The following is a 17,732-nucleotide window of genomic DNA, read 5'->3' as shown; positions in this document are numbered from 1 at the left end:
GGCGCCTTATCTGTTCACCCACAGCGTCCCCTCATCAGGAGTGCCATCGGTGACAGAGACTTACATGCCCCCCAAGGTCTGGACATGGGACAACAAGCCCGGCGCCTCGGCCGCCGCGCTTAACCGCCCCACCGCGGGCGCCACGCATGACAAGGACTTGCCGGTCGGCGAGCATCCCTTCCAACTCTATTCGCTGGGCACGCCCAACGGCCAGAAGGCGACGATCATGTTCGAGGAACTGATCGAGGCCGGTCACGCCGCCGAATACGATGCATGGTTCATCGGCATCGGCGATGGCGACCAGTTCGGCAGCGGCTTTGTCGACATCAACCCCAACTCCAAGATCCCCGCCCTGCTGGACCGCTCCGGCCCCGAGCCGGTGCGGGTGTTCGAATCGGGCTCGATCCTGGTGCATCTGGCCGAGAAGTTCGGCGCCTTCCTGCCGACAAGCGGCCCCGCGCGCACCGAGACCTTCAACTGGCTGATGTGGCAGATGGGCTCGGCGCCCTTTATCGGCGGCGGCTTCGGGCATTTCTATTTCTACGCCCCCGAGAAGATCGAATATGCCATCAACCGCTATGCGATGGAGACCAAGCGCCTGTTCGACGTGGCCGATCGCCGTCTGGCCGAAAGCCGCTTCCTGGCGGGCGATGATTTTACCATTGCCGATATCGCCACCTTCGGCTGGTTCCGCGGGCTGATCCAGGGCGATGCCTATGGCGATGCGGCGACCTTCCTGTCGACTCAGGACTACGCCCATGTGAACCGCTGGGTGGCCGAGATCGATGCTCGCCCCGGTACGCGCCGGGGCCGCTTCGTCAACAAGCCGAGCGGCGGTTTGCGCGAGCGTCACGCGCCCAGCGATTTCGAGGCGCTTGATCCGGCCCTGCTGGCCGGAACCGTGCCCGCCTGAAGACGGCGGAGGAATAAGAGGGTGGCGGGGCGAAAAAATCCCGCCTCCCTCTTGCCCCGGCAAACCAAATACGGCAAAGCGCCCGTCCTCGGCCCGACAGGGGCCGCGATGCTGGGGCGTAGCCAAGCGGTAAGGCAGCGGTTTTTGGTACCGCCACGCGGAGGTTCGAATCCTCCCGCCCCAGCCAACATCCTTTCCCAACCGTTCCCAACTGGTCCCAAAACCCTTTAGTTTCCAAGGCCTCGGGCTATGCGCCCTTCCCAACCGTTCCCAGCGGTTCCCAACTGTTCCCGAACACGTTGGGGGTATTCTGGGGGTATTTGGGAAAACCCTTGGGGGTATTGAATGTTGACGGACAAGGAATGTCGGGCAGCAAAGGGCGGCGCGAAGCCGTTCAAGCTGGCCGATGCTCATGGACTTCATTTGTTTGTGAGCACAACCAGCTTCAAAAGCTGGCGGTTGAAGTATCGATTTGGCGGGCGGGAGAAGGTGTTGACCTTCGGCCCGTATCCAGCGGTGAAGCTGGCCGATGCGCGCGAAATGAGCGCGAAAGCGCGCGAAATGCTGCGGCAGGGATCGGACCCCGGCGCCATGCTGAGCGTGAAGGCGCAGAAGAACAGCGTGGCACAGGATCTGTCTCGGTCATTCGAGAAGGTCGCGCGCGACTGGCATTCAGTGCAGAAAGCGCAATGGAAGCCCCGGCACGCGGACGACGTGCTGGCCAGCATGGAGACGGATCTGTTTCCCAAGTTGGGGAGCAAGGATCTTTCGGAAATCAAAACCGCCGAATTGGCATCGCTGCTGCGCAAGGTGCAGGATCGCGGCGCGGCGGAAACGGCCTTCAGGCTGTTGCAACGGATTTCGGCGGTGTATCGCTTCGCGCGGGCCTGCGAACTGGTGGAGCACAACCCCGCCGAGACGGTGGCCGATGCGTTGCAACCGGTGGTGAAGCGCAAGCGCCGTGCCCTGCTGACCATCGAGCGAGCGAGGGAGTTCCTGATCGCATTCGAGGCGGCGCGGGGCTTCCCGGCGACCAAGCTGGCATCTCGCTTGCTGGCGCTGACAGCCGCCCGGCCCGGCACGATACGCTTGGCCGAGGCGCACGAGTTCGAGGATTTGGACGGGCAAGAGCCGATCTGGCGGGTTCCGGCCGCAAAGCTGAAGCTGAAGCTGGCCGAGAGCCAGGAGGAAGCCTTCGACTTCATCATACCCCTGTCTTGGCAGGCCGTGGAGACGGTGAAAGCCGCCAAGCTGTTCGCCGGGCGGCGCAAGTATCTGTTTCCTTCCACGGTGCATTCGCACCGGGCGATCACGGACAATTCGCTGAACCAAGCGTATCGCGCCTTGCCCGATTGGGGCGGAAAGCACGTTCCGCACGGGTGGCGCGCCTCGTTTTCGACCATCATGAACGAGCGATCGCTCACCATGGGGCAGATCGGGGACAGGCAGGTTATCGACCTGATGCTTGCGCACGTCCAGCAGGGCGTCGAGGCACGGTACAATCGCGCGGCGTATATGCCGCGACGGCGGCAGTTGGCGCAGGAATGGGCCGATCTGCTTTGCGTTGGGCTGGCCAGTCTCGAATCGCTGGTGGACCTAAAGCGCCGCTGACCTTCGCACAGGAGGCCGCACGATGAGCGCGGCCTCTTTCGGCAATCTGCTGGGCGGCGTCATGGCCGTCGCGACCGCGCAGGAAAAGCCGCGCGCGGGCGTATGGCGCGGCAGCTTCGATATCAACGATGAAAGGTCGCAAGTGGGCCGTCGCCTTGGCGATGGCTCCTATGGTCAGGGCATGAGCGTCATTGCCGCCATTCGCGAGACTGCCTTCGAATGGATCAAGGATCTGAAGAAGGAAAAGGGCCGGGAGAACAAGCTGCGCTGGGACGTTATCAATACGCTCTGCGCGGTGTTGGGCTTTACGAACTTTAAGACCGGCGAATGCACCCCCACATATGAACAGATCGCAGCCGCCGCAGGATGCTGCCGTCTGACAGCAATCCGCCATTGCGCCATCCTGCGCGAAAACAAGCTTCTGGACTGGGTGCGGCGCAGCCGGGGCGGTGATGGGAACCGCAACGAGCAGGCACCTAGCTCGTACATGTTCGAGCTGAGCCGCTTGCCGACCAAATTTCAGATCCATATGCGCCAGATCCTGAAGCGCATGGGCATCAAGTTGGAATGCCACCCCGATAGGAAGGGTTCCGGGCCCGTGCCCAACAAGGGTCAGCGCTTGGCCGAACGGGTGCTAAAGGGATTTGCGGCGGCAACGGGCCGACTGACCCAGAAGCGCCGCCGTGAGGATCTGGAAGCCGACGCGGCCTTCGTCAGGAGCGAAATGGCGCTGTTTGGGGACATTCCCACCGACCAGTGGGCCACGATACGCCACCCCGACGATATCGACGCCCAGCGGGCTTACAGCGAGCGTATGGGCATCCCTTTTTTTGGGTTTCAGGGTAACAACAATGCACCTGATCTGGGACTTACAGAACTTTAAATAAAAGGAATGAAACAGCTTAAGGCTGTTTCATGAGCGTTGGACGATAAAGTGCCCGCTGAGAGGCCCCCAATCACCCCGAAGGATCGCCAAAGGCACCGTCGAACGGAGCCGCTTGCGCGGCTCCTTGGCTGTCCAGGGGGACAGGCGGAAATCGAGGCTCATTCTTTCAACCGTCGCGCGCGCGGCGAGTTCCCTTGTGGTGCATTTTAGTGCGTAAATCCGCATAGGCAGCGTTTGGGGGCAGGTTTGCCCCAAAAACGCCGGTTTCGGCGCTGTACGGGGCGTATAGCGGCCCGGAGGACTGCATAAAATCAATCCAAAGAGAGCGAGGGCGAGGCGTGGGGGCAACGGCGATGCTCGGGTTGATGCTCGATCCCCTCGCGTAATAATATTTCACACTCTTGCAATCTTTCGAGGCGCAGAAAAGGGGCCGAGGATCGCGCCCCGGCCCCTGTCAGGGGCTCTGAGTGTGTGTGTGTGAGGTCGGGCGGCCCTGTATGGTGCCGCGCCTGTACGGGGCTGTGAGGGGCTTAGCGCGCCACCTTCCGCGCCGCCTTCTTCGTCAACAGGTCAGCGATGGCCTCATCGAGCAGTTGCTGCACAGTCGTGCCTTCCTCGGCGGCAAGGATCTTCAGTTGTGTGCTGACCTCTGCCGGGAAGTGGCCGCCGATCAGTTTCATCCCCACGCGGTTCCGCTGCACCGCGCGCCCGGTCGCCGTGACCTGCGCCGGGTCAGTCACTGCCGCTGCGCTCGATGCCGCCCGGCGGCCACGCTGCGGCGGCGCGGCCTGTTGCTCATCGACCGGCACAACCTCGGCAGATGCGCGGTTGAGGATTGCTTGCAGGGAATTGCCCGGCCTTTTTGTCATCGAGTCGGCTCCTTCGCCGCGCCGTATAGCCGTATGCTAGTATACTTGTATAGCGCATCGACTTCCGCCGCCGCCTTGCCCTTGGGCTCATACTCTTGGGCGGCCAGTCCCGTGGACTGCGCGCGGGAGAATGCCTTGCGATCACCGATGACCACCGGGCAGACCTCTGTACCGAGTTCGGCAATGGTCGCTTCAGCGTCGGCCCGCTCATAACCGCGCGGCGAGACGAACGTCAGCACCACGGCGGCGGGCTTGCCGAGTTGCTTCACCACCTCCAGCGTGTGCACCATGCTCATGGTGTCGAACACTGCGGCGCGCGTCGGGATCAGCACAAGGTCGGCATGCTGCGCCGCCATCTGGGCAACGTCGCGGGCCACCGCCGCGCCGTCGATAATCACCAGATCGGTGCCCGCACTCTTGGCGGCGTTGATGACCGCGCTCAGGCGCACCGCCTGAAGCGAGGAAACAGCGGGCGTTTCGGCCTCACGCTCATCACTCCAAAAGCTGGCCGTGGCCTGCGGGTCCAGATCGAGGATGGCGGTTTTCTTGCCATCGGCCTCGGCGGCCACAGCCAAGCAGGTGGTCAATGTCGTCTTGCCCACCCCGCCCTTCTGCGAGAGGATCGCTATCACCTTCATCGTCACACCTCATTCACTGTATGGCAGTAAGATAGTATACTTGCATGCTATCTTACTGCTCTTGCACTTCCGTCCCCGGATTGCGCGACCGCAAGAGCGCGCTGGGGTGCATGATCTGACCATTGTTCGCATGATAGGTCAGGCGCCCGCCTTCGATCCACCGCATAGGCAATTCGAAGATGCCGCCAAGCATGAACGGCTCGATATCCCCCGGATGGTCAGCCAGATACGAAATCAGGTGGCCCGCCGTCTCCACACCACCTACGCCAGCCTCTTGGGACAACCCTTCGGCGCAAGAGTGGACCATCGACAGGAAATCGAGAAGCGACCAGCGCGATAGGCGCTCTACGCAACCCTCCCCTATCATGACTGGCCGCCGCTGGTCGGATTCCTGAAGGTGACCCTGCGCACGGGCAGCATGAAGCTGGCAAGTTCAATCTTCTGGCGCCGCTCGAAATCAGCGAACTGGACGGTAGATCGGCTCTGGGGGATCAGCGTTAGCCGATCCCCTTTGCGCGGTGCCAGCGTCACGAAATGCCCAGCGCGTTGAGGTAGACCTCAAGAATGGCGTCCTGTTCCTTGCGGTCATCGGGCTTCATCTTGCGGATACGGACAACCTGACGCATCGCCTTCGGGTCATAGCCGGAGGCCTTGCCCTCAAGATACACGTCCTTGATGTCGTCCTGAATGCCCTTCTTCTCTTCGTCCAAGCGCTCGATACGCTCGATCAGCAGGCGCAGACGATCATCCCCAGCCAAGTCGGCCATGGTCATTCCTTTCGATGTTGGAGATTGGCGCCCGTGCACCATGCACGGACGTATGCTAGTATACTTTTATACTTTCAGGACAGCGCCTGAACGGGCGGCCTATCGTGCCGCGCATTGATGCCGGTGCTGTCGCTTTCATCGATGCAGCACCATGCCCCTTCGCGGGCATCCCACCGATACCAGCGCCCCCATGTGCGGGGCTTGTCATGGGCGAGCCAGCGCAGATCACCATCGAGCGGAGGCACGAACCCGGTATCGCTGCCCATGACCACCTGCCCGTTGCGCCACAAGGGCTGCGTATCGCGGCGGCGCAGAATGACTGCCGGGGGCGCGCCCATCAGGTCCAGCAGGCCGGTCATGCCGCCCCTGCCTCCTGCGCCTGCGTGATGTTCGCATACTGGTCGATGGCGTCCTGCTCAGGGATCGCGATCTCATCAGGGTTGCCCTTGCGGATATGCCATCCACCATCGCGCGTACCAGCAATGCGGAATGCGACTGCACGGTCATATCGGCCAGCGTTAGCGATGAAGCGGGTATAGCCGCAATGGTTAGGCCCCCACCAAGCAGCATGCTCGTTGGACCAGACGAGATACTTCGGGGGGCTCATTCCGCCTCGCCCCAGATCGGCATGGGCATGATCTCGACATCGCGTGCGGAGAGTTCAAACCTCCTGAGGTTGGCCAGCAGGAAATAGGTGCCACCGCCTTCGCGCCCGCTGGCATAGACCACGGGGCTTTCCTCGTTGGCCACCATGAAGTCGCGCGCCTCCCGGCTAAGCAGGGCACCGCGCGGAACAAACGGCATCACGCCAAAGAATTTCTGCACCGCACCGACAATGCCGGTGGGATTGATCGCCTGTTGCAACATCATTGAAACCCCTCGTTTCTCTGCGTCATCGCATAAGCATGGCAGTATACTAGTTGCATAGTATACTCAAATGAAAAGAGCAGGCCGTCGCAAAAAATCTTGAATGGATGTTCGTCTTATGTTCCATTTGCGGGATGGAACGACTCACCTCACCCCTTATCGCTGAGGCCCTCCTGTCCGCCCCCGGTTGGGCGCGGGTGGGCCTGACCTCACCCAAACCGGACCTTCGCGAAAATGCTGCGCGGGAACTGGCCGACGCCATCGCGCGCGCTCTGTCGGCGCCGGAGCAGATCAGCCAGGACGAGGGGCAGCACACGCTGGCGCTGTGACGCCATGCGGTGGGATGCTGATCGGGCCATGAAGCCCACCTATCTGTTGGATGCCGCCGCGCTGCACTATTCGATAAAGCCGGTGTGCCAGTGTGGCCATAGCGCCACCTTCGACTCTATGGGCCTATGGTGGCATTACGAACGCCGGGGCTGGAATGACCACTTCCCCGAGGTCCGAAAACGCTTTTGGTGCCTGATGTGCCTGTCACGCGCGCGTCGGAAGGTCAGGCCGGTGCGGATCGAAATCGCTCGCGTGGATGGGTCAGAGATCGTGCTGCCGCTGCCTGATGAACCGACTTGGAAGCGCTACGCGAGGCTATTGCGTTAACCCCACCCCCACTTCGTTAATGCAGGTGCGGCAACCGAAAAAAATCGCTACCAGAGAGTCAGAACGAGTCTCGATTGGCGGGTTTATGTTGGTCAAGCAGCAAAAAGAATACCGTAGCGCAATATTCCTGGATGAGGAATTTCTTCACAACGTCAATTCACGTTTTGAACAATTCAAGGGACTGTACGCCAAATTTCTTTCAAAAGAATACAAACTTGAAGCGGGACAACTTGAAGCAAATTTAGAAAAAAATGAAATAAAAGACCTAAACACAAAATTTGCCGTAGAAAAATTCAGAAAGAACTCTCCCGTTAAATTTGATGCCAATTGGGAAAATGGCAAGAGCGTAAGAGGAGTCTCGCTCGAAGAACTAAAGGAAGTTCTTGAATACGAGTCAAGCAATCCAACAAGAATCCTTGTGGAGACAGGTGATTATGGGCAATTCCATATCTCACTGAATATCAAAACATCGTTCCTTTCCACGGCAGAACTGAGTGCGCACGCCGAAATGCGAGACCTTCCCGTGATTTGCGAGAGCATTGATAACATTGTATCAAAATCTACGCCCGAGTTTAGCATACTACATCACTCGATCGTCGCCCGATTAATTCAAACTTGCCTAATACTGGCGGCGCTTGTCTTTTCTTATCTGAAGCCAGTTGGTCCAGACCCCTCAATATATAAGATCGCCACAAACCTAGGTTTACTCTCTGTACTATGGGCATCGTGCTATTTTTATGTCAACTTTTTCCCGCCAGTGACATTCAAATATGGAAACTATAATCAGGGAAAGACTAGAATCGCAGCAGCCGCTTTCATTTTTACGAATATAGCTCTTCCATACTTCTCGAGCAAAATTTCTTAAATACGCCCAATAGCCTTCTGTTCGGTCGACAACAATATTGCCGTACCGGCAGAAATCCCTAGGGCGACACAAAAGGAGCGGCCAGATGCAAACGCCTGAAATTCACCTTTTGAAACAGGCTTTGCTCGAAGCCTATGAGACATTTGCCGACAAGCGCATCAAGAATATCGACCGGGGCCAGCGGTTTATTGTGGACCTTCGAACTTCCAACGATATTGCTTCCGATGGTAGCCCCTATGGCTGGTTCTGCTCGATGTTTCTTGACGTCAACGATGCACACAACGTCACGCTAAGAATAATCAATATTCCCTCCAGCCCATCTGTGGCCGATTGGCTGGAGAAAAACGCCCGACCGGCAGGGCAGTTCGCCTATCAAGCCACCTTTTCAAAGGGCGAAGAAGTCAAGCTGCTGGATCTCGCCCGCTCCGTGGATGCCATCACGGCGCGCGGCAGGCGATATGACGTACCATCCTATAAATACGCCGTGCCCCGCGTGGTTGAAGCACTACAAGTTCTTTACAGAGCGCTTGCCTCAGGCTGGCAAGCGCACGGCTAGGATTTCGTCCCAGCAGCGGAGGCGAGCAAGGTGGCCATATCCGCCGGTTCCTTAAACTTCACGGCTTCCCAGCCCAGCCATTCGTTCACTTCCTGAAGGCGCCATTGCAGTGGGCCTATTTCCATATGGTAATAGGCCCGCGCCGCGTCGATCACGTTCCCGAAACCGGTGCCATTCTTGGGCACGATGCCCAGAAGCTGCGGCGGGGTGCGGTGCGCTGACAGCATATCATCGCGCGTCACTTCCTTGATGGGCAGGAAGTGGTCATTGGCGTTGGTCTCAGCGATCGGCACCAGCTTGACGCCATCGGGCTTCCCGCCGGGGATGTGCAGGTAGAGGTTGCGGAAGTTGCCCGGCCCCTTGGCGCCGCGCAGGGCTTTGCGCAAGGCATCGCTGTCGGCGTCCATCAGCATGGGATCGGTGACATGCAGGATAAAGCCCGCGTGTGCGCCGTTCAGAAAATACCGGCGCCGGAACAGCGTGGCATTTTCGTTCAGCAGGCCCGATTGCAGCGCGGAGAGATATTCCGGCATGCCGTAAATCTCCTGCAACGGGTCAGGCTCAAGCAAATGGTGCACCGTCCCGGCAGGCAGCAGATGGGGATCATAGGTCAGACGGCCCGGCTGAACGAACCAGTGTTCTCCTTCATTCAGGCCGACGCGCGTCCATGCTGCTGGGCTCGTTTTCAGCCGATAGGTGCCGCCCAGCTTGTTGGGCACGTCCTGCAAAAAGGCATTGCCGAAAATCAGGAAATCCAACGCCCAGCGCGAAAATTCCGCCTGGCTAAAGCGGTCATTGGGCACGAAGCTGTGCGCCAGCATATTGCGCTTGAGAATGATAGCCGACTGGTGATGCGAGGCCATGCGATAGGCCCGGCCAAGCCCCACAGGGCTGATGGGCGGCTCATACCATTTGCTGCCCCGTACCACTTCGAACATGTCGAAAATCTGGCTGCGATCCAGCACGCTTTCGGGGGCGCCGAACTCATAGGCGCTCCACGGTTGCCGAGCCTCGCCCTCCGGGCCGCCAGAGGGCGCCAGATCATTGCCGGGCTCGTGCATTACCAAATCTCCATGGTGGATTTACCGCTGTTGCCTTCGGTGCTGTCGAGCGGTTCAAAATAGAGGGCGTGCATCACCGCCCACGCGAGGTCGGCATGGCCCACGCCGCCGCCACGGCTCGCGGTGAAGGTGATGACGTTGCCCTTGGTCTCTGGCTTGATGGCCATGAAAGAGGTGGCCATGTCGTTCCAGCTACTCTCAAATTCGAGGCGCCCGGCGCTGATCACGTTCTTCGCCTTCAGCACCAGCGACGTCTTGAGCGGCACCGAATATTGATAGGCATGCGCCATGGGGAACCACTTGCACACTAACGCATGCACGGCGCGGCCCGCGCCAGTGGTGTCGATACCGATCTTCGTGACGTTGTACTTGCCCGCCATCGCCTTGATGGCAGCGGCCTGCCCTTCGAAATCGAGCCCCTTCAGGCGCTTCTTTTCCAGCACGCGGAACTTGCCGCCCGCCTTTTGCGGCGGCGCCACAACCACCAGCGCGGCGTCATCCGCCGTGGCGCTCTCGCTCGCATTGGGATCATAGCCGATCCAGACCTCGCCATTGCCGAAGGGGCGTAGGGCATAAGGCTGAAAATCGCGCTTCCAGACCTCCCAACTGTCCACCATGCAGCGCCGCATGATGTTGAAGGGGAACATGGTCTGGCTGTCGTCGAGGAACTGGCACAGGAAAAGGTTCTGATATTCGGTGACCGAATAGCGCTTTTGCAGCTTCTCCGGCGTGGCCAGATCGAAACCGCTTTCCACGGCATCCTCAATCGACACGATCTGGCGCCAGATTTCATCGGGGCCCAAGGCGCCGCCTTTCAGCGCGTCATGAGTGATATCCAGTTTCACCTTCTCATGCTTGGGGCGCTCCGAATTGAAGCGGTCGCCGCACCACATGGGGTAGGCTTCATGCGCCAAGGTCGAGGGCGTCGAGAACAGCGTCACCGAATAGCGGTCATGCGTCGACATGGCCGAGGCCACGGCATAGAGTTCCTCAAAGCCGTAGATCCAGAAGCATTCGTCAATGATGACGTCGCCATGATAGCTCTGCGCGGTGCGATAGTTGGTGCCGAGGAAATACAATTCGACGGACTCAAGCGCCTCGCCGTCTTCATCCTCGCCGCGCTGAATGACGATGGGATCGCCCTTCAACTCGATTTGCAGCACGCGTCGCACCCACTGGATGATGTAGGTGCGGAAGACGTTCGCCTGCGCCCGGCTCGCTGAAATGAAGATTTGCGGGTTGCCGGTTTCCAGCGCCCGCAACAGCCGCTCGCGCGCGAAATACCATGTCGCGCCGATCTGGCGCGACTTGAGGATCATGCGCGTTTGCAGGGACGTGGTGGACAGCCACAGCTTCTGATAGCCGAACAGCTTGCCCTCAAGATCGGCGCGCAACTGTGCCGTCATCTCGGGCGTGATGAGGTTTTTGGCCTTTTCCTTCTTGGCCTTCACCTCGGGCGTGTTGCGGTTGCGCACCTTGGGGTTGAGGTCGGTCTCATTACCGCCGTCCAGATACTTTTCCACGCGGGCGAAGCGCTCGAACTGGCGCCCGAGAAGGTCGATTTCCTTGTAGTCGGAGCCGGTCTTTTTCTCTTTGGCGATCAGCACCTGATAGCGTTGGAGCGTGCCCTCCCCAGCCTTCTGGATCGCGCTGGCCTCGTCCCATTTCTGGCGGACCTTCCAACTGGCAACCGTCGCATAGGGAATGCCAAGTTCCTGCGCGATCTGGCTGATATCCCAGCCCCGCCAGTAGAGCGAACGCGCCTCCACCTTGCGCGCAACGATGGGCGCGATGTGAACGACATTGCTGGCTGCGCCATGATCGGGCGCGCCTTCGTCTCCCACCTCAACAGGCAGGTCATCGGGGGGCAGATTATCATCCATGCCCCGACCGTGGCGCAAGGATCGCGCGGCCCCCACGCGGGGCCATTGTGGGCGACGATCCGACAATATGGGCGCGTTGAGAAAGGGCCGCCGGGGCGCTGATGTGGGCTCACCAAGCGGCACCCGGTGCCGTCGCAATTCAGCCCGGCGCGCCCCGCACCAGCGCCATAACCTAGGACGGAAGTTTCAGCCTATGGCGACCCCTGCCCCCAAATTCTTCTGCGTGGCGACCGAAGGCGCGGCCACCGATGGCCGCGTCATCAGCCGCGACGACATTCTGCAGATGGCGGAAACCTATGATTTCGCCACCCGCCCCGCCCGCGTGAATGTCGAGCACGTCAGGGGCGTCGATCCGACCGGCCAGTTCGGTTCGTATGGCGACGTGCTGGCGCTGAAAACCGGCGATGTGCAGGTCAAGATCGGCGGGAAGGACGTTACCCGCCTTGGCCTGTTTGCCCAGATCAGGCCGCTGGACAACCTCAAGGCCCTGAATGAGGCCAAGCAGAAGCTGTATTCGTCCATCGAAATCAATCCCGACTTTGCCAGCACCGGCAAGGCCTATCTGATGGGCTTGGCCGTCACGGACAACCCGGCCAGCCTTGGCACCGACATTCTGCAGTTCTGTGCGGGCATGGGGGCCGCTTCCTTCCTCGCCGCGCGCAAATCCGACCCCAGTACTCTGTTCGCCGCCGCGCAAGCCGTCACCTTCGATTTCAGCGAAGCCGCCGCCGATCCTGCCGGTTCGGGCGCGAACGAAGGGGGCATTCTGGACAAGATTTTGTCCATTCTCACCTTCTCCCACCAGCAGCCGGCACCTGTGGTCACGCCCCCCACCGCCCCGGTGACGCCGCCCGCTGCCCCGGTCGCGCCTGCGGCCAGCCCGCCTGCCGGGCAGGCGCCCAGCGACCAGTTTTCGGCGGCGCTGATGGCCATCGCTGCCGGGCAGGATCAGGCTTCCGCGCGCCACACCGCCCTCGATCAGAAGTTCACCGCGCTGATCGCGAAGCTGGAAGGCACGCCCGCGCAGAACTTCAGCCATCGCCCTGCCGCCACCGGCGGCGCCAACGCCCACCAGACCGACTGCTGACCAGCCCGCCCCCGGCCCGGTCCCCCTCACGCCCAAGGAAGTCCAATGGAAGAATTTACCCAGCAGCGGTTCGACGAATACACCCAGCGTCTGGCCGAACTGAACGGCCTCTCGCATCAGGCTGTCACCACCCGCAAGTTCACCGTCGATCCGTCCATTCAGCAGACGCTGGTGACGCGCATGCAGGCCAGCAGCGACTTTCTGGGCCGCATCAATGTCGTGCCCGTGTCCCAGCTTAAGGGCCAGAAGGTCGGCCTGACGATGGGAGGCAGCATCGCCAGCAACACCGACACGTCCACCGGCACCGCGCGCAAGGGCATCGATCCCACCGGTCTGGACAGCAATGAATATGAGTGCTTCCAGAACAACTACGATACGGCTCTGCGCTATGCCAAGCTGGATATGTGGGCGCAGTTCCCGGATTTTCAGGAGCGCATCCGCAATGCCTGCCTCAAGCGCCAGATGCTGGATCGCATCTGCGTGGGTTTCAACGGCACCAGCTACGCCAAGACGTCGAACCGCGCCCAGAACCCGCTGCTTCAGGACGTCAACATCGGTTGGCTTCAGCACATCCGCGAGGATGCGCCCGAACGCCACATGTCCGAGGTCGAAGGCGGCAAGAAGGCTGGCGCGATCACCTTCGGCACGGCGGGCGACTATGACAGCCTGGACTCGCTGGTCTGGGATATCAAGGAAAGCCTGCTGCCCGAATGGGCCGTGGAAGATCCCGACCTCGTCGTCATCGTCGGCCGCAAGCTGGTCCATGACAAGTATTTCCCGCTGATCAACCGCTCCGAGGGCAGCCTCGATATGATGGCCCGTCAGGCGATCATGGCGGATATCCAGTTGGGCGGCTTGCCGGTCGAGCGCGTGCCCTATTTCCCGCCCACGGGCATCCTCGTCACGAAGTACGACAATCTGTCGATGTACTTCCAGAAGGGCTCGCAGCGCCGGGAAATCAGGAACCAGAGCGAACTGGATCAGGTCACCGACTTCCAGTCGTCCAACGATGCCTATCCGGTCGAGGACTACGATTATGTGGCCTTCGCCGAGAACATCGAAGTGCGCAATGCCGATGGCAGCAGCACCCCGGAGACGGGCACCGGCTCGTAACCTCTAACCCTTCGCGGGCCGGTTTTCGCCCTTTCTCCGGCCCGCATGGCCCCGCGCTGTCTCCCCTCCGGCGCGGGGCCACCCCTCCCCTCAAGGATTATCCCGATGATGTCTCCCGCTCGCCGCACCTTTGCCCGCAAGATGGCCGCCAAGGCCGGTAAGAGCGCCCATGCCCGCCCCGGCGTGCTGCCCGCCGCCGAGGATGGCCCCGCCGCCACCGAATATGAGCTGATGCGGGCCGCGCTGGGCAATGACCTGCGCCAACTCAGCAACACGCAGTCGCTGGAAAAGAAGATCGAACTCAAGCGGGGGATGATCGAGCGCTATCGCGACTGGATCGAGGGCGCGTTGGCCGCCGAGAAACCGGCGCAGGATGACATTGTGACCACCATGCTGGTCTGGTCGATCGATATCGCGGAATGGCCGCTAGCGCTCGATCTGGCCCGCCATGTTCTGGACCACGGCCTGACGCTGCCCGAGCGCTACAAGCGCGATCCGGCGGTGCTGGTTGCGGAGGAATTTGCAGAGGCTGGCATCGTCCCGGAACCCACCATCGATCTGGCCACCCTCCTTCAGATCGAGGGGATGACCGACATGTCCGACATGCCAGACGAAGTGCGCGCCAAGGTGAACAAAGCCATCGGCCTCGCCTTCAAGGCCCGATCCGACGCCTTCGACCCCGAGGCCGATTCCGGCATGGCCGGTGGCAAGCCCGCGCTGATCGCCGCCGCCCTCGCCAGTCTGAAGCGCGCGGTGGAGTTGGACAGCCGCTGCGGCGTCAAGAAAATCATCACCTCGCTTCAGGCCGAAGCTGCGCGCATTGAGAAGGACAAGGCCGCATGAGCCACGCTGTCGATCGTATCGCCGTGCGTTGCGCGGTGCTTGTGGACCCGATTGCGAAGCAAAAGGGGTTCACCCAAGGGGCCGATGCAGCGGGCTTCACCGCTTCATCCGGGAGCCTGATCGCGCTGGCCTTACGTGAACTGGTCGCCCAAGCATCCGACGCGGCGAAGGCTTATGCCCGTGAATGCCGCTGGCAGGGCGTCGAACCCCGGCCCGAAATCATGGCGCTCAAGGTTCCTGATGAGGCCGATCTGCTCGAAGAGGCCTTCCACACGGCCATGAAGTCCACCGATGGCACCAGCAAATTCCACACGTTTCTGCGCGGACTGGAAAAGTTCGACCTGCGCGTCGTCTTCGCCGAGCCTTCGCCCACCCCGTAATCAGTTGCGCCCCGCAGCGCCGGGGGGCGGGCGATGGCCAGCGGCTTCAGCTTGCTTTGGCCAGAAGGCCAACACCCTCACCCCCCACTTCTTTCCCGCCGGAAGGTGCCCCGCATGACCACGTCCTCGCCCATCATCTTCAAGCCCGCGCCGCCTGCCTCGGCCCCCGGCGCCGTCTTCCCCGGCGATGGCTGGTGGCCGGATATCGATCTGGCCGCCATGCGCGCCGCGATGCGGGTGGGCGAGGTCGTGACCGATCCCCGCCTGATCTTTGCGCTGGAAAGCGCCGCCGTGAAGGTGGGGGATGATCTGGCCAACTGGCGGGCCGCGCGCGAGCGGCAGGGCTGCGCCTCGCTGGCCGAGGTCGCGCCCAACCAGAAGGTCAATGGCAAGCCGCGCCTTGTCTCCCTCTACATCGGCGCCATGCGTTACGCGGCGCTGGCCGAACTGACTGCATCGGCCACTGACGTCACCGCCACCGCCACCGATGAAACACGCCAGGACGCGAAGCTGGACACCGGCTGCTATCTGGAAAGCCTGCGCCTTCAGAATGTGCGCGCCATCATGGGCTTCACGCGCGTTGCCGTCGAACTGATCTGATGACCACCACCGCCACGGCCTATGCGAACGAGCGGCTAGACCAGCTTTGCTATCGCGTGCTGGGCACCACCACCGGCGGAGTGGTCGAGGATGCCTTGACCCTCAACCCTGATGTGGCGGACGCAGGTGTGTTCATCGCAGAGGGCACGGTCGTAACACTGCCTGATGTGCCCGTCGCCACCCCCGCCACGCTCGAATCCGTGTCGTTCTGGGATTGATCGCATGAAGCCCGACACCCTGCGCGCCGCCATCGTCGCCGCCCTGCCCGCGCTGGAAAACGATCCCGAGCGCCTCGCGATGTGGATCGAAAAGGGCCGCATCCGCTCGCCCATGACGGCAGGCCGGGGCTTCGAATGGGATTATGTGCTGAACATCACCATTCAGGACTTCACCGGCCACCCATCCATCCCCTTTCTGGTCATCAACGATTGGGCACGCACCAACCAGATTGAACTGGTGCAGCCCGGCGACAAGAGCGGCTACCAGTTCGAGGCCGATGTGGTCGATGTCGGCACCATCGACTTCCATATCCAGTTGAACCTTACCGAGCGCGTCAGCGTGACGCGCGGCGAGGATGGCAGCGACACCTTGCAGCATCTGGACGACACCGCCTTTCTGCTGACCGATAATGAACCTTGGGGCACCCTGACCAAGGTCACCACCGGCGGCGAGCAGACCTATCCCGGCCCGCCCTTGCCATGAGCGATATGGACGCCCTTGAACCGTGGCTGGGCGGCCTGCTGGCCAAGACCGAGCCCCGCCAGCGCATGGCGCTTGCCCGCCGCGTCGGCCAGATCATGCGCAACTTCAACGCCGCGCGTGTGCTGGCCAATGTCGAGCCTGACGGCACGCCCATGGCCGAGCGCAACCCCAAGAAGCCCCGCAAGAGCGGCAAGGCGCGCAAGGCAAAGCAAAAGCGCATGTTCCGACGCATCGAGCTTGCGCGCAACATGCAGGTGAAGCCCTCGGCAGATGAGGTTTCCCTGTCCTTCAAGGGCCGCATCGCCAAAACGGCAGAGGTCCACCATTTCGGCCTCGAGGATGCCGTGGATCGCCGCATCCGCAATTCTATTCGCGTCCGCTACAAGGCGCGCCGCCTGCTGGGCTTTGGCCCCGGTGACCGTGACGCCATGCTGACAGAAATCATGAACTGGCTCGAAAAGCGCTGATTTCACCGCTTATAGGCTGGTAGCGCAATAAGCTTCGCGATAGGGGCATGCCGCGCCCGGTTGCAGCCATGGCCCTCCTGCCATCGTAACCGGGCCACCTTTGTGCATCCGGGTCGGGTCGCTTTCGCCCGGATGCACAATCAGCGGGCTGAGTGTCTATTTTAGTTGACACCGAAAGATCGGATGTCTATTTAAGTAGACATGAAGACGGTCAAAACCACCCCCCAATTCACCGCTTGGATGCAAGGCCTCAAAGATCGTCAGGCAGTTGCGCGCATCCGCATCCGGATTGATCGCCTCGCGCTGGGCAATCCAGGACAGACCCGCAATCTGAAGGGCGGAGTGGCGGAAATGAAGATCGACTTCGGCCCCGGCTATCGCGTCTATTTCACCGAGCGCGGCGGGGAACTGGTCATCCTGCTGTGCGGCGGCACCAAGAAAGGGCAGAATGACGATATCGCGCTTGCCATCCAATTGGCGGCGGAAATCCAGACCGGGGCGTGAAAGGAGACAGAACATGGCAATCGAACTGACCACCTATGACGTAGCGGAACACCTCGACAGCGAGGAAGAAATCCGCCTCTATCTTGAAGCGGCCTTTGAGGATGGCGACCCCAAAGTCATCACCAACGCTATCGGCAATGTGGCCAAGGCGCGCGGCATGTCCGAAGTGGCCAAAAGCGCGGGCATCAGCCGCGCAGGCCTCTATCGCGCCTTGGGCGAAAACGGCAATCCGTCGCTCGAAACCCTGTCGGCCATCCTGCACTCCTTCGGCATGCGGCTTGCGGTGGCAGCGGCGTGAAGCGAAAGTCTAGGCCGTATAGTCAAGCCGATCTGGATGCCGTGAGCGACAGCCCGGAATTGACTGCCGAGGATATCGCCCAGGCGCAGACCTTCGCCGCCGCCTTCCCTGCCCTTGCTGCCAAGATGGTACGCAAGCCGGAGGGGGAGACGGCGGCCTGAATTA

At 61.2% G+C, this 17,732-nt stretch carries 26 protein-coding genes and 1 tRNA gene; 18 read left to right on the top strand and 9 right to left on the bottom strand.

The window, feature by feature from the left end; translation table 11 throughout:
• The first annotated feature begins 49 nt into the window (after window positions 1–49).
• The 4 genes from yghU (at window position 50) to ABDW49_RS08475 (ending at window position 3,407) form a co-directional block, all read left to right on the top strand.
• Window positions 50–913 (top strand): glutathione-dependent disulfide-bond oxidoreductase, encoded by an 864-nt coding sequence (yghU, locus tag ABDW49_RS08490; protein WP_343611168.1) that lies wholly within the window; start codon window positions 50–52, stop codon window positions 911–913.
• A 112-nt stretch (window positions 914–1,025) separates the two neighbouring features.
• Window positions 1,026–1,100 (top strand) — tRNA-Gln (locus ABDW49_RS08485).
• Window positions 1,101–1,258: 158 nt separating this feature from the next.
• The gene (locus tag ABDW49_RS08480; protein WP_343611166.1) at window positions 1,259–2,524 is read left to right on the top strand and encodes an integrase arm-type DNA-binding domain-containing protein; all 1,266 of its coding nucleotides are present in this window, start codon (window positions 1,259–1,261) and stop codon (window positions 2,522–2,524) included.
• Window positions 2,525–2,546: 22 nt separating this feature from the next.
• Window positions 2,547–3,407 (top strand): hypothetical protein, encoded by an 861-nt coding sequence (locus ABDW49_RS08475; RefSeq protein ID WP_343611164.1) that lies wholly within the window; start codon window positions 2,547–2,549, stop codon window positions 3,405–3,407.
• A gap of 533 nt (window positions 3,408–3,940) precedes the next feature.
• Here the strand turns inward: ABDW49_RS08475 and ABDW49_RS08470 are convergent.
• The 7 genes from ABDW49_RS08470 to ABDW49_RS08440 form a co-directional block, all read right to left on the bottom strand.
• Window positions 3,941–4,279: a ribbon-helix-helix domain-containing protein gene (locus tag ABDW49_RS08470; RefSeq protein WP_343611162.1), complete on the bottom strand. Its 339-nt coding sequence runs from the start codon at window positions 4,277–4,279 to the stop codon at window positions 3,941–3,943.
• Complete coding sequence (locus tag ABDW49_RS08465) at window positions 4,276–4,917, bottom strand: AAA family ATPase (RefSeq protein WP_343611160.1); 642 nt, start codon at window positions 4,915–4,917, stop codon at window positions 4,276–4,278. The genes ABDW49_RS08470 and ABDW49_RS08465 overlap by 4 nt, the downstream gene beginning before the upstream one ends.
• A 52-nt stretch (window positions 4,918–4,969) precedes the next feature.
• Window positions 4,970–5,173 carry a hypothetical protein gene (locus ABDW49_RS08460; protein WP_343611158.1) on the bottom strand — a complete coding sequence of 68 codons (204 nt, stop codon included), beginning with the start codon at window positions 5,171–5,173 and terminating at the stop codon, window positions 4,970–4,972.
• A 271-nt stretch (window positions 5,174–5,444) separates the two neighbouring features.
• A complete protein-coding gene (locus ABDW49_RS08455) occupies window positions 5,445–5,684 on the bottom strand; it encodes a DUF2312 domain-containing protein (RefSeq protein ID WP_343611156.1) in 240 nt (79 codons plus the stop codon).
• Window positions 5,685–5,758: 74 nt separating this feature from the next.
• The gene (locus ABDW49_RS08450; protein ID WP_343611154.1) at window positions 5,759–6,043 is read right to left on the bottom strand and encodes a hypothetical protein; all 285 of its coding nucleotides are present in this window, start codon (window positions 6,041–6,043) and stop codon (window positions 5,759–5,761) included.
• Window positions 6,040–6,291, bottom strand: a complete 252-nt coding sequence (locus ABDW49_RS08445) for a hypothetical protein (RefSeq protein WP_343611152.1) — start codon at window positions 6,289–6,291, stop codon at window positions 6,040–6,042. The genes ABDW49_RS08450 and ABDW49_RS08445 overlap by 4 nt, the downstream gene beginning before the upstream one ends.
• On the bottom strand, window positions 6,288–6,554 hold the full coding sequence (locus ABDW49_RS08440; RefSeq protein ID WP_343611150.1) for a hypothetical protein: 267 nt from the start codon (window positions 6,552–6,554) through the stop codon (window positions 6,288–6,290). Before ABDW49_RS08440 ends, ABDW49_RS08445 begins: the two co-directional genes overlap by 4 nt.
• Window positions 6,555–6,685: 131 nt before the next feature.
• On the opposite strand from ABDW49_RS08440, the gene ABDW49_RS08435 reads away from it, so the two are divergent.
• From ABDW49_RS08435 to ABDW49_RS08420, 4 genes are all read left to right on the top strand, one after another.
• Window positions 6,686–6,880: a DUF6771 family protein gene (locus tag ABDW49_RS08435; protein ID WP_343611148.1), complete on the top strand. Its 195-nt coding sequence runs from the start codon at window positions 6,686–6,688 to the stop codon at window positions 6,878–6,880.
• Between the two features lie 28 nt (window positions 6,881–6,908).
• Window positions 6,909–7,208 carry a hypothetical protein gene (locus tag ABDW49_RS08430; RefSeq protein ID WP_343611146.1) on the top strand — a complete coding sequence of 100 codons (300 nt, stop codon included), beginning with the start codon at window positions 6,909–6,911 and terminating at the stop codon, window positions 7,206–7,208.
• Between the two features lie 85 nt (window positions 7,209–7,293).
• Window positions 7,294–8,073 (top strand): hypothetical protein, encoded by a 780-nt coding sequence (locus ABDW49_RS08425; protein WP_343611144.1) that lies wholly within the window; start codon window positions 7,294–7,296, stop codon window positions 8,071–8,073.
• Between the two features lie 85 nt (window positions 8,074–8,158).
• Complete coding sequence (locus ABDW49_RS08420; RefSeq protein WP_343611142.1) at window positions 8,159–8,629, top strand: hypothetical protein; 471 nt, start codon at window positions 8,159–8,161, stop codon at window positions 8,627–8,629.
• Here ABDW49_RS08420 and ABDW49_RS08415 read toward each other — a convergent pair.
• Window positions 8,626–9,690: a phage portal protein gene (locus ABDW49_RS08415; protein WP_343611141.1), complete on the bottom strand. Its 1,065-nt coding sequence runs from the start codon at window positions 9,688–9,690 to the stop codon at window positions 8,626–8,628. The two genes, ABDW49_RS08420 and ABDW49_RS08415, sit on opposite strands and share 4 nt — an antisense overlap.
• Complete coding sequence (locus ABDW49_RS08410; protein ID WP_343611140.1) at window positions 9,690–11,573, bottom strand: terminase family protein; 1,884 nt, start codon at window positions 11,571–11,573, stop codon at window positions 9,690–9,692. The genes ABDW49_RS08415 and ABDW49_RS08410 overlap by 1 nt, the downstream gene beginning before the upstream one ends.
• Before the next feature lie 193 nt (window positions 11,574–11,766).
• Between ABDW49_RS08410 and ABDW49_RS08405 the strand changes: the two genes are divergently transcribed.
• From ABDW49_RS08405 to ABDW49_RS08360, 10 genes are all read left to right on the top strand, one after another.
• Window positions 11,767–12,660 (top strand): GPO family capsid scaffolding protein, encoded by an 894-nt coding sequence (locus tag ABDW49_RS08405; RefSeq protein ID WP_343611138.1) that lies wholly within the window; start codon window positions 11,767–11,769, stop codon window positions 12,658–12,660.
• A 45-nt stretch (window positions 12,661–12,705) separates the two neighbouring features.
• Window positions 12,706–13,773 carry a phage major capsid protein, P2 family gene (locus tag ABDW49_RS08400; RefSeq protein ID WP_343611137.1) on the top strand — a complete coding sequence of 356 codons (1,068 nt, stop codon included), beginning with the start codon at window positions 12,706–12,708 and terminating at the stop codon, window positions 13,771–13,773.
• 105 nt (window positions 13,774–13,878) lie between these two features.
• Complete coding sequence (gpM, locus tag ABDW49_RS08395; RefSeq protein ID WP_343611135.1) at window positions 13,879–14,616, top strand: phage terminase small subunit; 738 nt, start codon at window positions 13,879–13,881, stop codon at window positions 14,614–14,616.
• Window positions 14,613–14,996: a hypothetical protein gene (locus ABDW49_RS08390; protein ID WP_343611134.1), complete on the top strand. Its 384-nt coding sequence runs from the start codon at window positions 14,613–14,615 to the stop codon at window positions 14,994–14,996. The genes gpM and ABDW49_RS08390 overlap by 4 nt, the downstream gene beginning before the upstream one ends.
• Window positions 14,997–15,110: 114 nt before the next feature.
• Entirely contained in the window at window positions 15,111–15,596 is a 486-nt protein-coding gene (locus tag ABDW49_RS08385; RefSeq protein ID WP_343611132.1) for a head completion/stabilization protein, read from the top strand.
• Window positions 15,596–15,814, top strand: a complete 219-nt coding sequence (locus ABDW49_RS08380) for a tail protein X (protein ID WP_343611131.1) — start codon at window positions 15,596–15,598, stop codon at window positions 15,812–15,814. The genes ABDW49_RS08385 and ABDW49_RS08380 overlap by 1 nt, the downstream gene beginning before the upstream one ends.
• Window positions 15,815–15,818: 4 nt before the next feature.
• Window positions 15,819–16,298 (top strand): phage tail protein, encoded by a 480-nt coding sequence (locus ABDW49_RS08375; RefSeq protein ID WP_343611130.1) that lies wholly within the window; start codon window positions 15,819–15,821, stop codon window positions 16,296–16,298.
• Between the two features lie 5 nt (window positions 16,299–16,303).
• Window positions 16,304–16,765 carry a phage virion morphogenesis protein gene (locus tag ABDW49_RS08370; protein WP_343611129.1) on the top strand — a complete coding sequence of 154 codons (462 nt, stop codon included), beginning with the start codon at window positions 16,304–16,306 and terminating at the stop codon, window positions 16,763–16,765.
• Between the two features lie 201 nt (window positions 16,766–16,966).
• On the top strand, window positions 16,967–17,269 hold the full coding sequence (locus ABDW49_RS08365; protein ID WP_343611127.1) for a type II toxin-antitoxin system RelE/ParE family toxin: 303 nt from the start codon (window positions 16,967–16,969) through the stop codon (window positions 17,267–17,269).
• Between the two features lie 13 nt (window positions 17,270–17,282).
• A complete protein-coding gene (locus tag ABDW49_RS08360; protein WP_343611126.1) occupies window positions 17,283–17,567 on the top strand; it encodes an addiction module antidote protein in 285 nt (94 codons plus the stop codon).
• Window positions 17,568–17,732: the final 165 nt, after the last annotated feature.

The sequence above is a fragment of the Novosphingobium sp. genome, assembly GCF_039595395.1.
Classification (GTDB): Bacteria; Pseudomonadota; Alphaproteobacteria; order Sphingomonadales; family Sphingomonadaceae; genus Novosphingobium.
Note: the sequence above shows the minus strand (reverse complement) of the source record. Positions and strands in the feature narration are given on the sequence as shown.

Excerpts from the sequence above, each read along its gene's own strand:
- ABDW49_RS08365 (WP_343611127.1), top strand. The coding sequence starts at position 16,967 with ATGAAGACGGTCAAAACCACCCCCCAATTCACCGCTTGGATGCAAGGC.
- ABDW49_RS08415 (WP_343611141.1), bottom strand. The coding sequence starts at position 9,690 with ATGCACGAGCCCGGCAATGATCTGGCGCCCTCTGGCGGCCCGGAGGGC.
- ABDW49_RS08445 (WP_343611152.1), bottom strand. The coding sequence starts at position 6,291 with ATGAGCCCCCCGAAGTATCTCGTCTGGTCCAACGAGCATGCTGCTTGG.
- ABDW49_RS08455 (WP_343611156.1), bottom strand. The coding sequence starts at position 5,684 with ATGGCCGACTTGGCTGGGGATGATCGTCTGCGCCTGCTGATCGAGCGT.
- ABDW49_RS08375 (WP_343611130.1), top strand. The coding sequence starts at position 15,819 with ATGAAGCCCGACACCCTGCGCGCCGCCATCGTCGCCGCCCTGCCCGCG.
- ABDW49_RS08405 (WP_343611138.1), top strand. The coding sequence starts at position 11,767 with ATGGCGACCCCTGCCCCCAAATTCTTCTGCGTGGCGACCGAAGGCGCG.
- ABDW49_RS08370 (WP_343611129.1), top strand. The coding sequence starts at position 16,304 with ATGGACGCCCTTGAACCGTGGCTGGGCGGCCTGCTGGCCAAGACCGAG.
- ABDW49_RS08480 (WP_343611166.1), top strand. The coding sequence starts at position 1,259 with ATGTTGACGGACAAGGAATGTCGGGCAGCAAAGGGCGGCGCGAAGCCG.
- ABDW49_RS08440 (WP_343611150.1), bottom strand. The coding sequence starts at position 6,554 with ATGATGTTGCAACAGGCGATCAATCCCACCGGCATTGTCGGTGCGGTG.
- ABDW49_RS08380 (WP_343611131.1), top strand. The coding sequence starts at position 15,596 with ATGACCACCACCGCCACGGCCTATGCGAACGAGCGGCTAGACCAGCTT.
- ABDW49_RS08360 (WP_343611126.1), top strand. The coding sequence starts at position 17,283 with ATGGCAATCGAACTGACCACCTATGACGTAGCGGAACACCTCGACAGC.
- ABDW49_RS08385 (WP_343611132.1), top strand. The coding sequence starts at position 15,111 with ATGACCACGTCCTCGCCCATCATCTTCAAGCCCGCGCCGCCTGCCTCG.
- ABDW49_RS08465 (WP_343611160.1), bottom strand. The coding sequence starts at position 4,917 with ATGAAGGTGATAGCGATCCTCTCGCAGAAGGGCGGGGTGGGCAAGACG.
- ABDW49_RS08435 (WP_343611148.1), top strand. The coding sequence starts at position 6,686 with ATGGAACGACTCACCTCACCCCTTATCGCTGAGGCCCTCCTGTCCGCC.
- ABDW49_RS08410 (WP_343611140.1), bottom strand. The coding sequence starts at position 11,573 with ATGGATGATAATCTGCCCCCCGATGACCTGCCTGTTGAGGTGGGAGAC.
- ABDW49_RS08470 (WP_343611162.1), bottom strand. The coding sequence starts at position 4,279 with ATGACAAAAAGGCCGGGCAATTCCCTGCAAGCAATCCTCAACCGCGCA.
- ABDW49_RS08425 (WP_343611144.1), top strand. The coding sequence starts at position 7,294 with ATGTTGGTCAAGCAGCAAAAAGAATACCGTAGCGCAATATTCCTGGAT.
- ABDW49_RS08430 (WP_343611146.1), top strand. The coding sequence starts at position 6,909 with ATGAAGCCCACCTATCTGTTGGATGCCGCCGCGCTGCACTATTCGATA.
- ABDW49_RS08400 (WP_343611137.1), top strand. The coding sequence starts at position 12,706 with ATGGAAGAATTTACCCAGCAGCGGTTCGACGAATACACCCAGCGTCTG.
- ABDW49_RS08420 (WP_343611142.1), top strand. The coding sequence starts at position 8,159 with ATGCAAACGCCTGAAATTCACCTTTTGAAACAGGCTTTGCTCGAAGCC.
- gpM (WP_343611135.1), top strand. The coding sequence starts at position 13,879 with ATGATGTCTCCCGCTCGCCGCACCTTTGCCCGCAAGATGGCCGCCAAG.
- ABDW49_RS08475 (WP_343611164.1), top strand. The coding sequence starts at position 2,547 with ATGAGCGCGGCCTCTTTCGGCAATCTGCTGGGCGGCGTCATGGCCGTC.
- ABDW49_RS08450 (WP_343611154.1), bottom strand. The coding sequence starts at position 6,043 with ATGACCGGCCTGCTGGACCTGATGGGCGCGCCCCCGGCAGTCATTCTG.
- ABDW49_RS08390 (WP_343611134.1), top strand. The coding sequence starts at position 14,613 with ATGAGCCACGCTGTCGATCGTATCGCCGTGCGTTGCGCGGTGCTTGTG.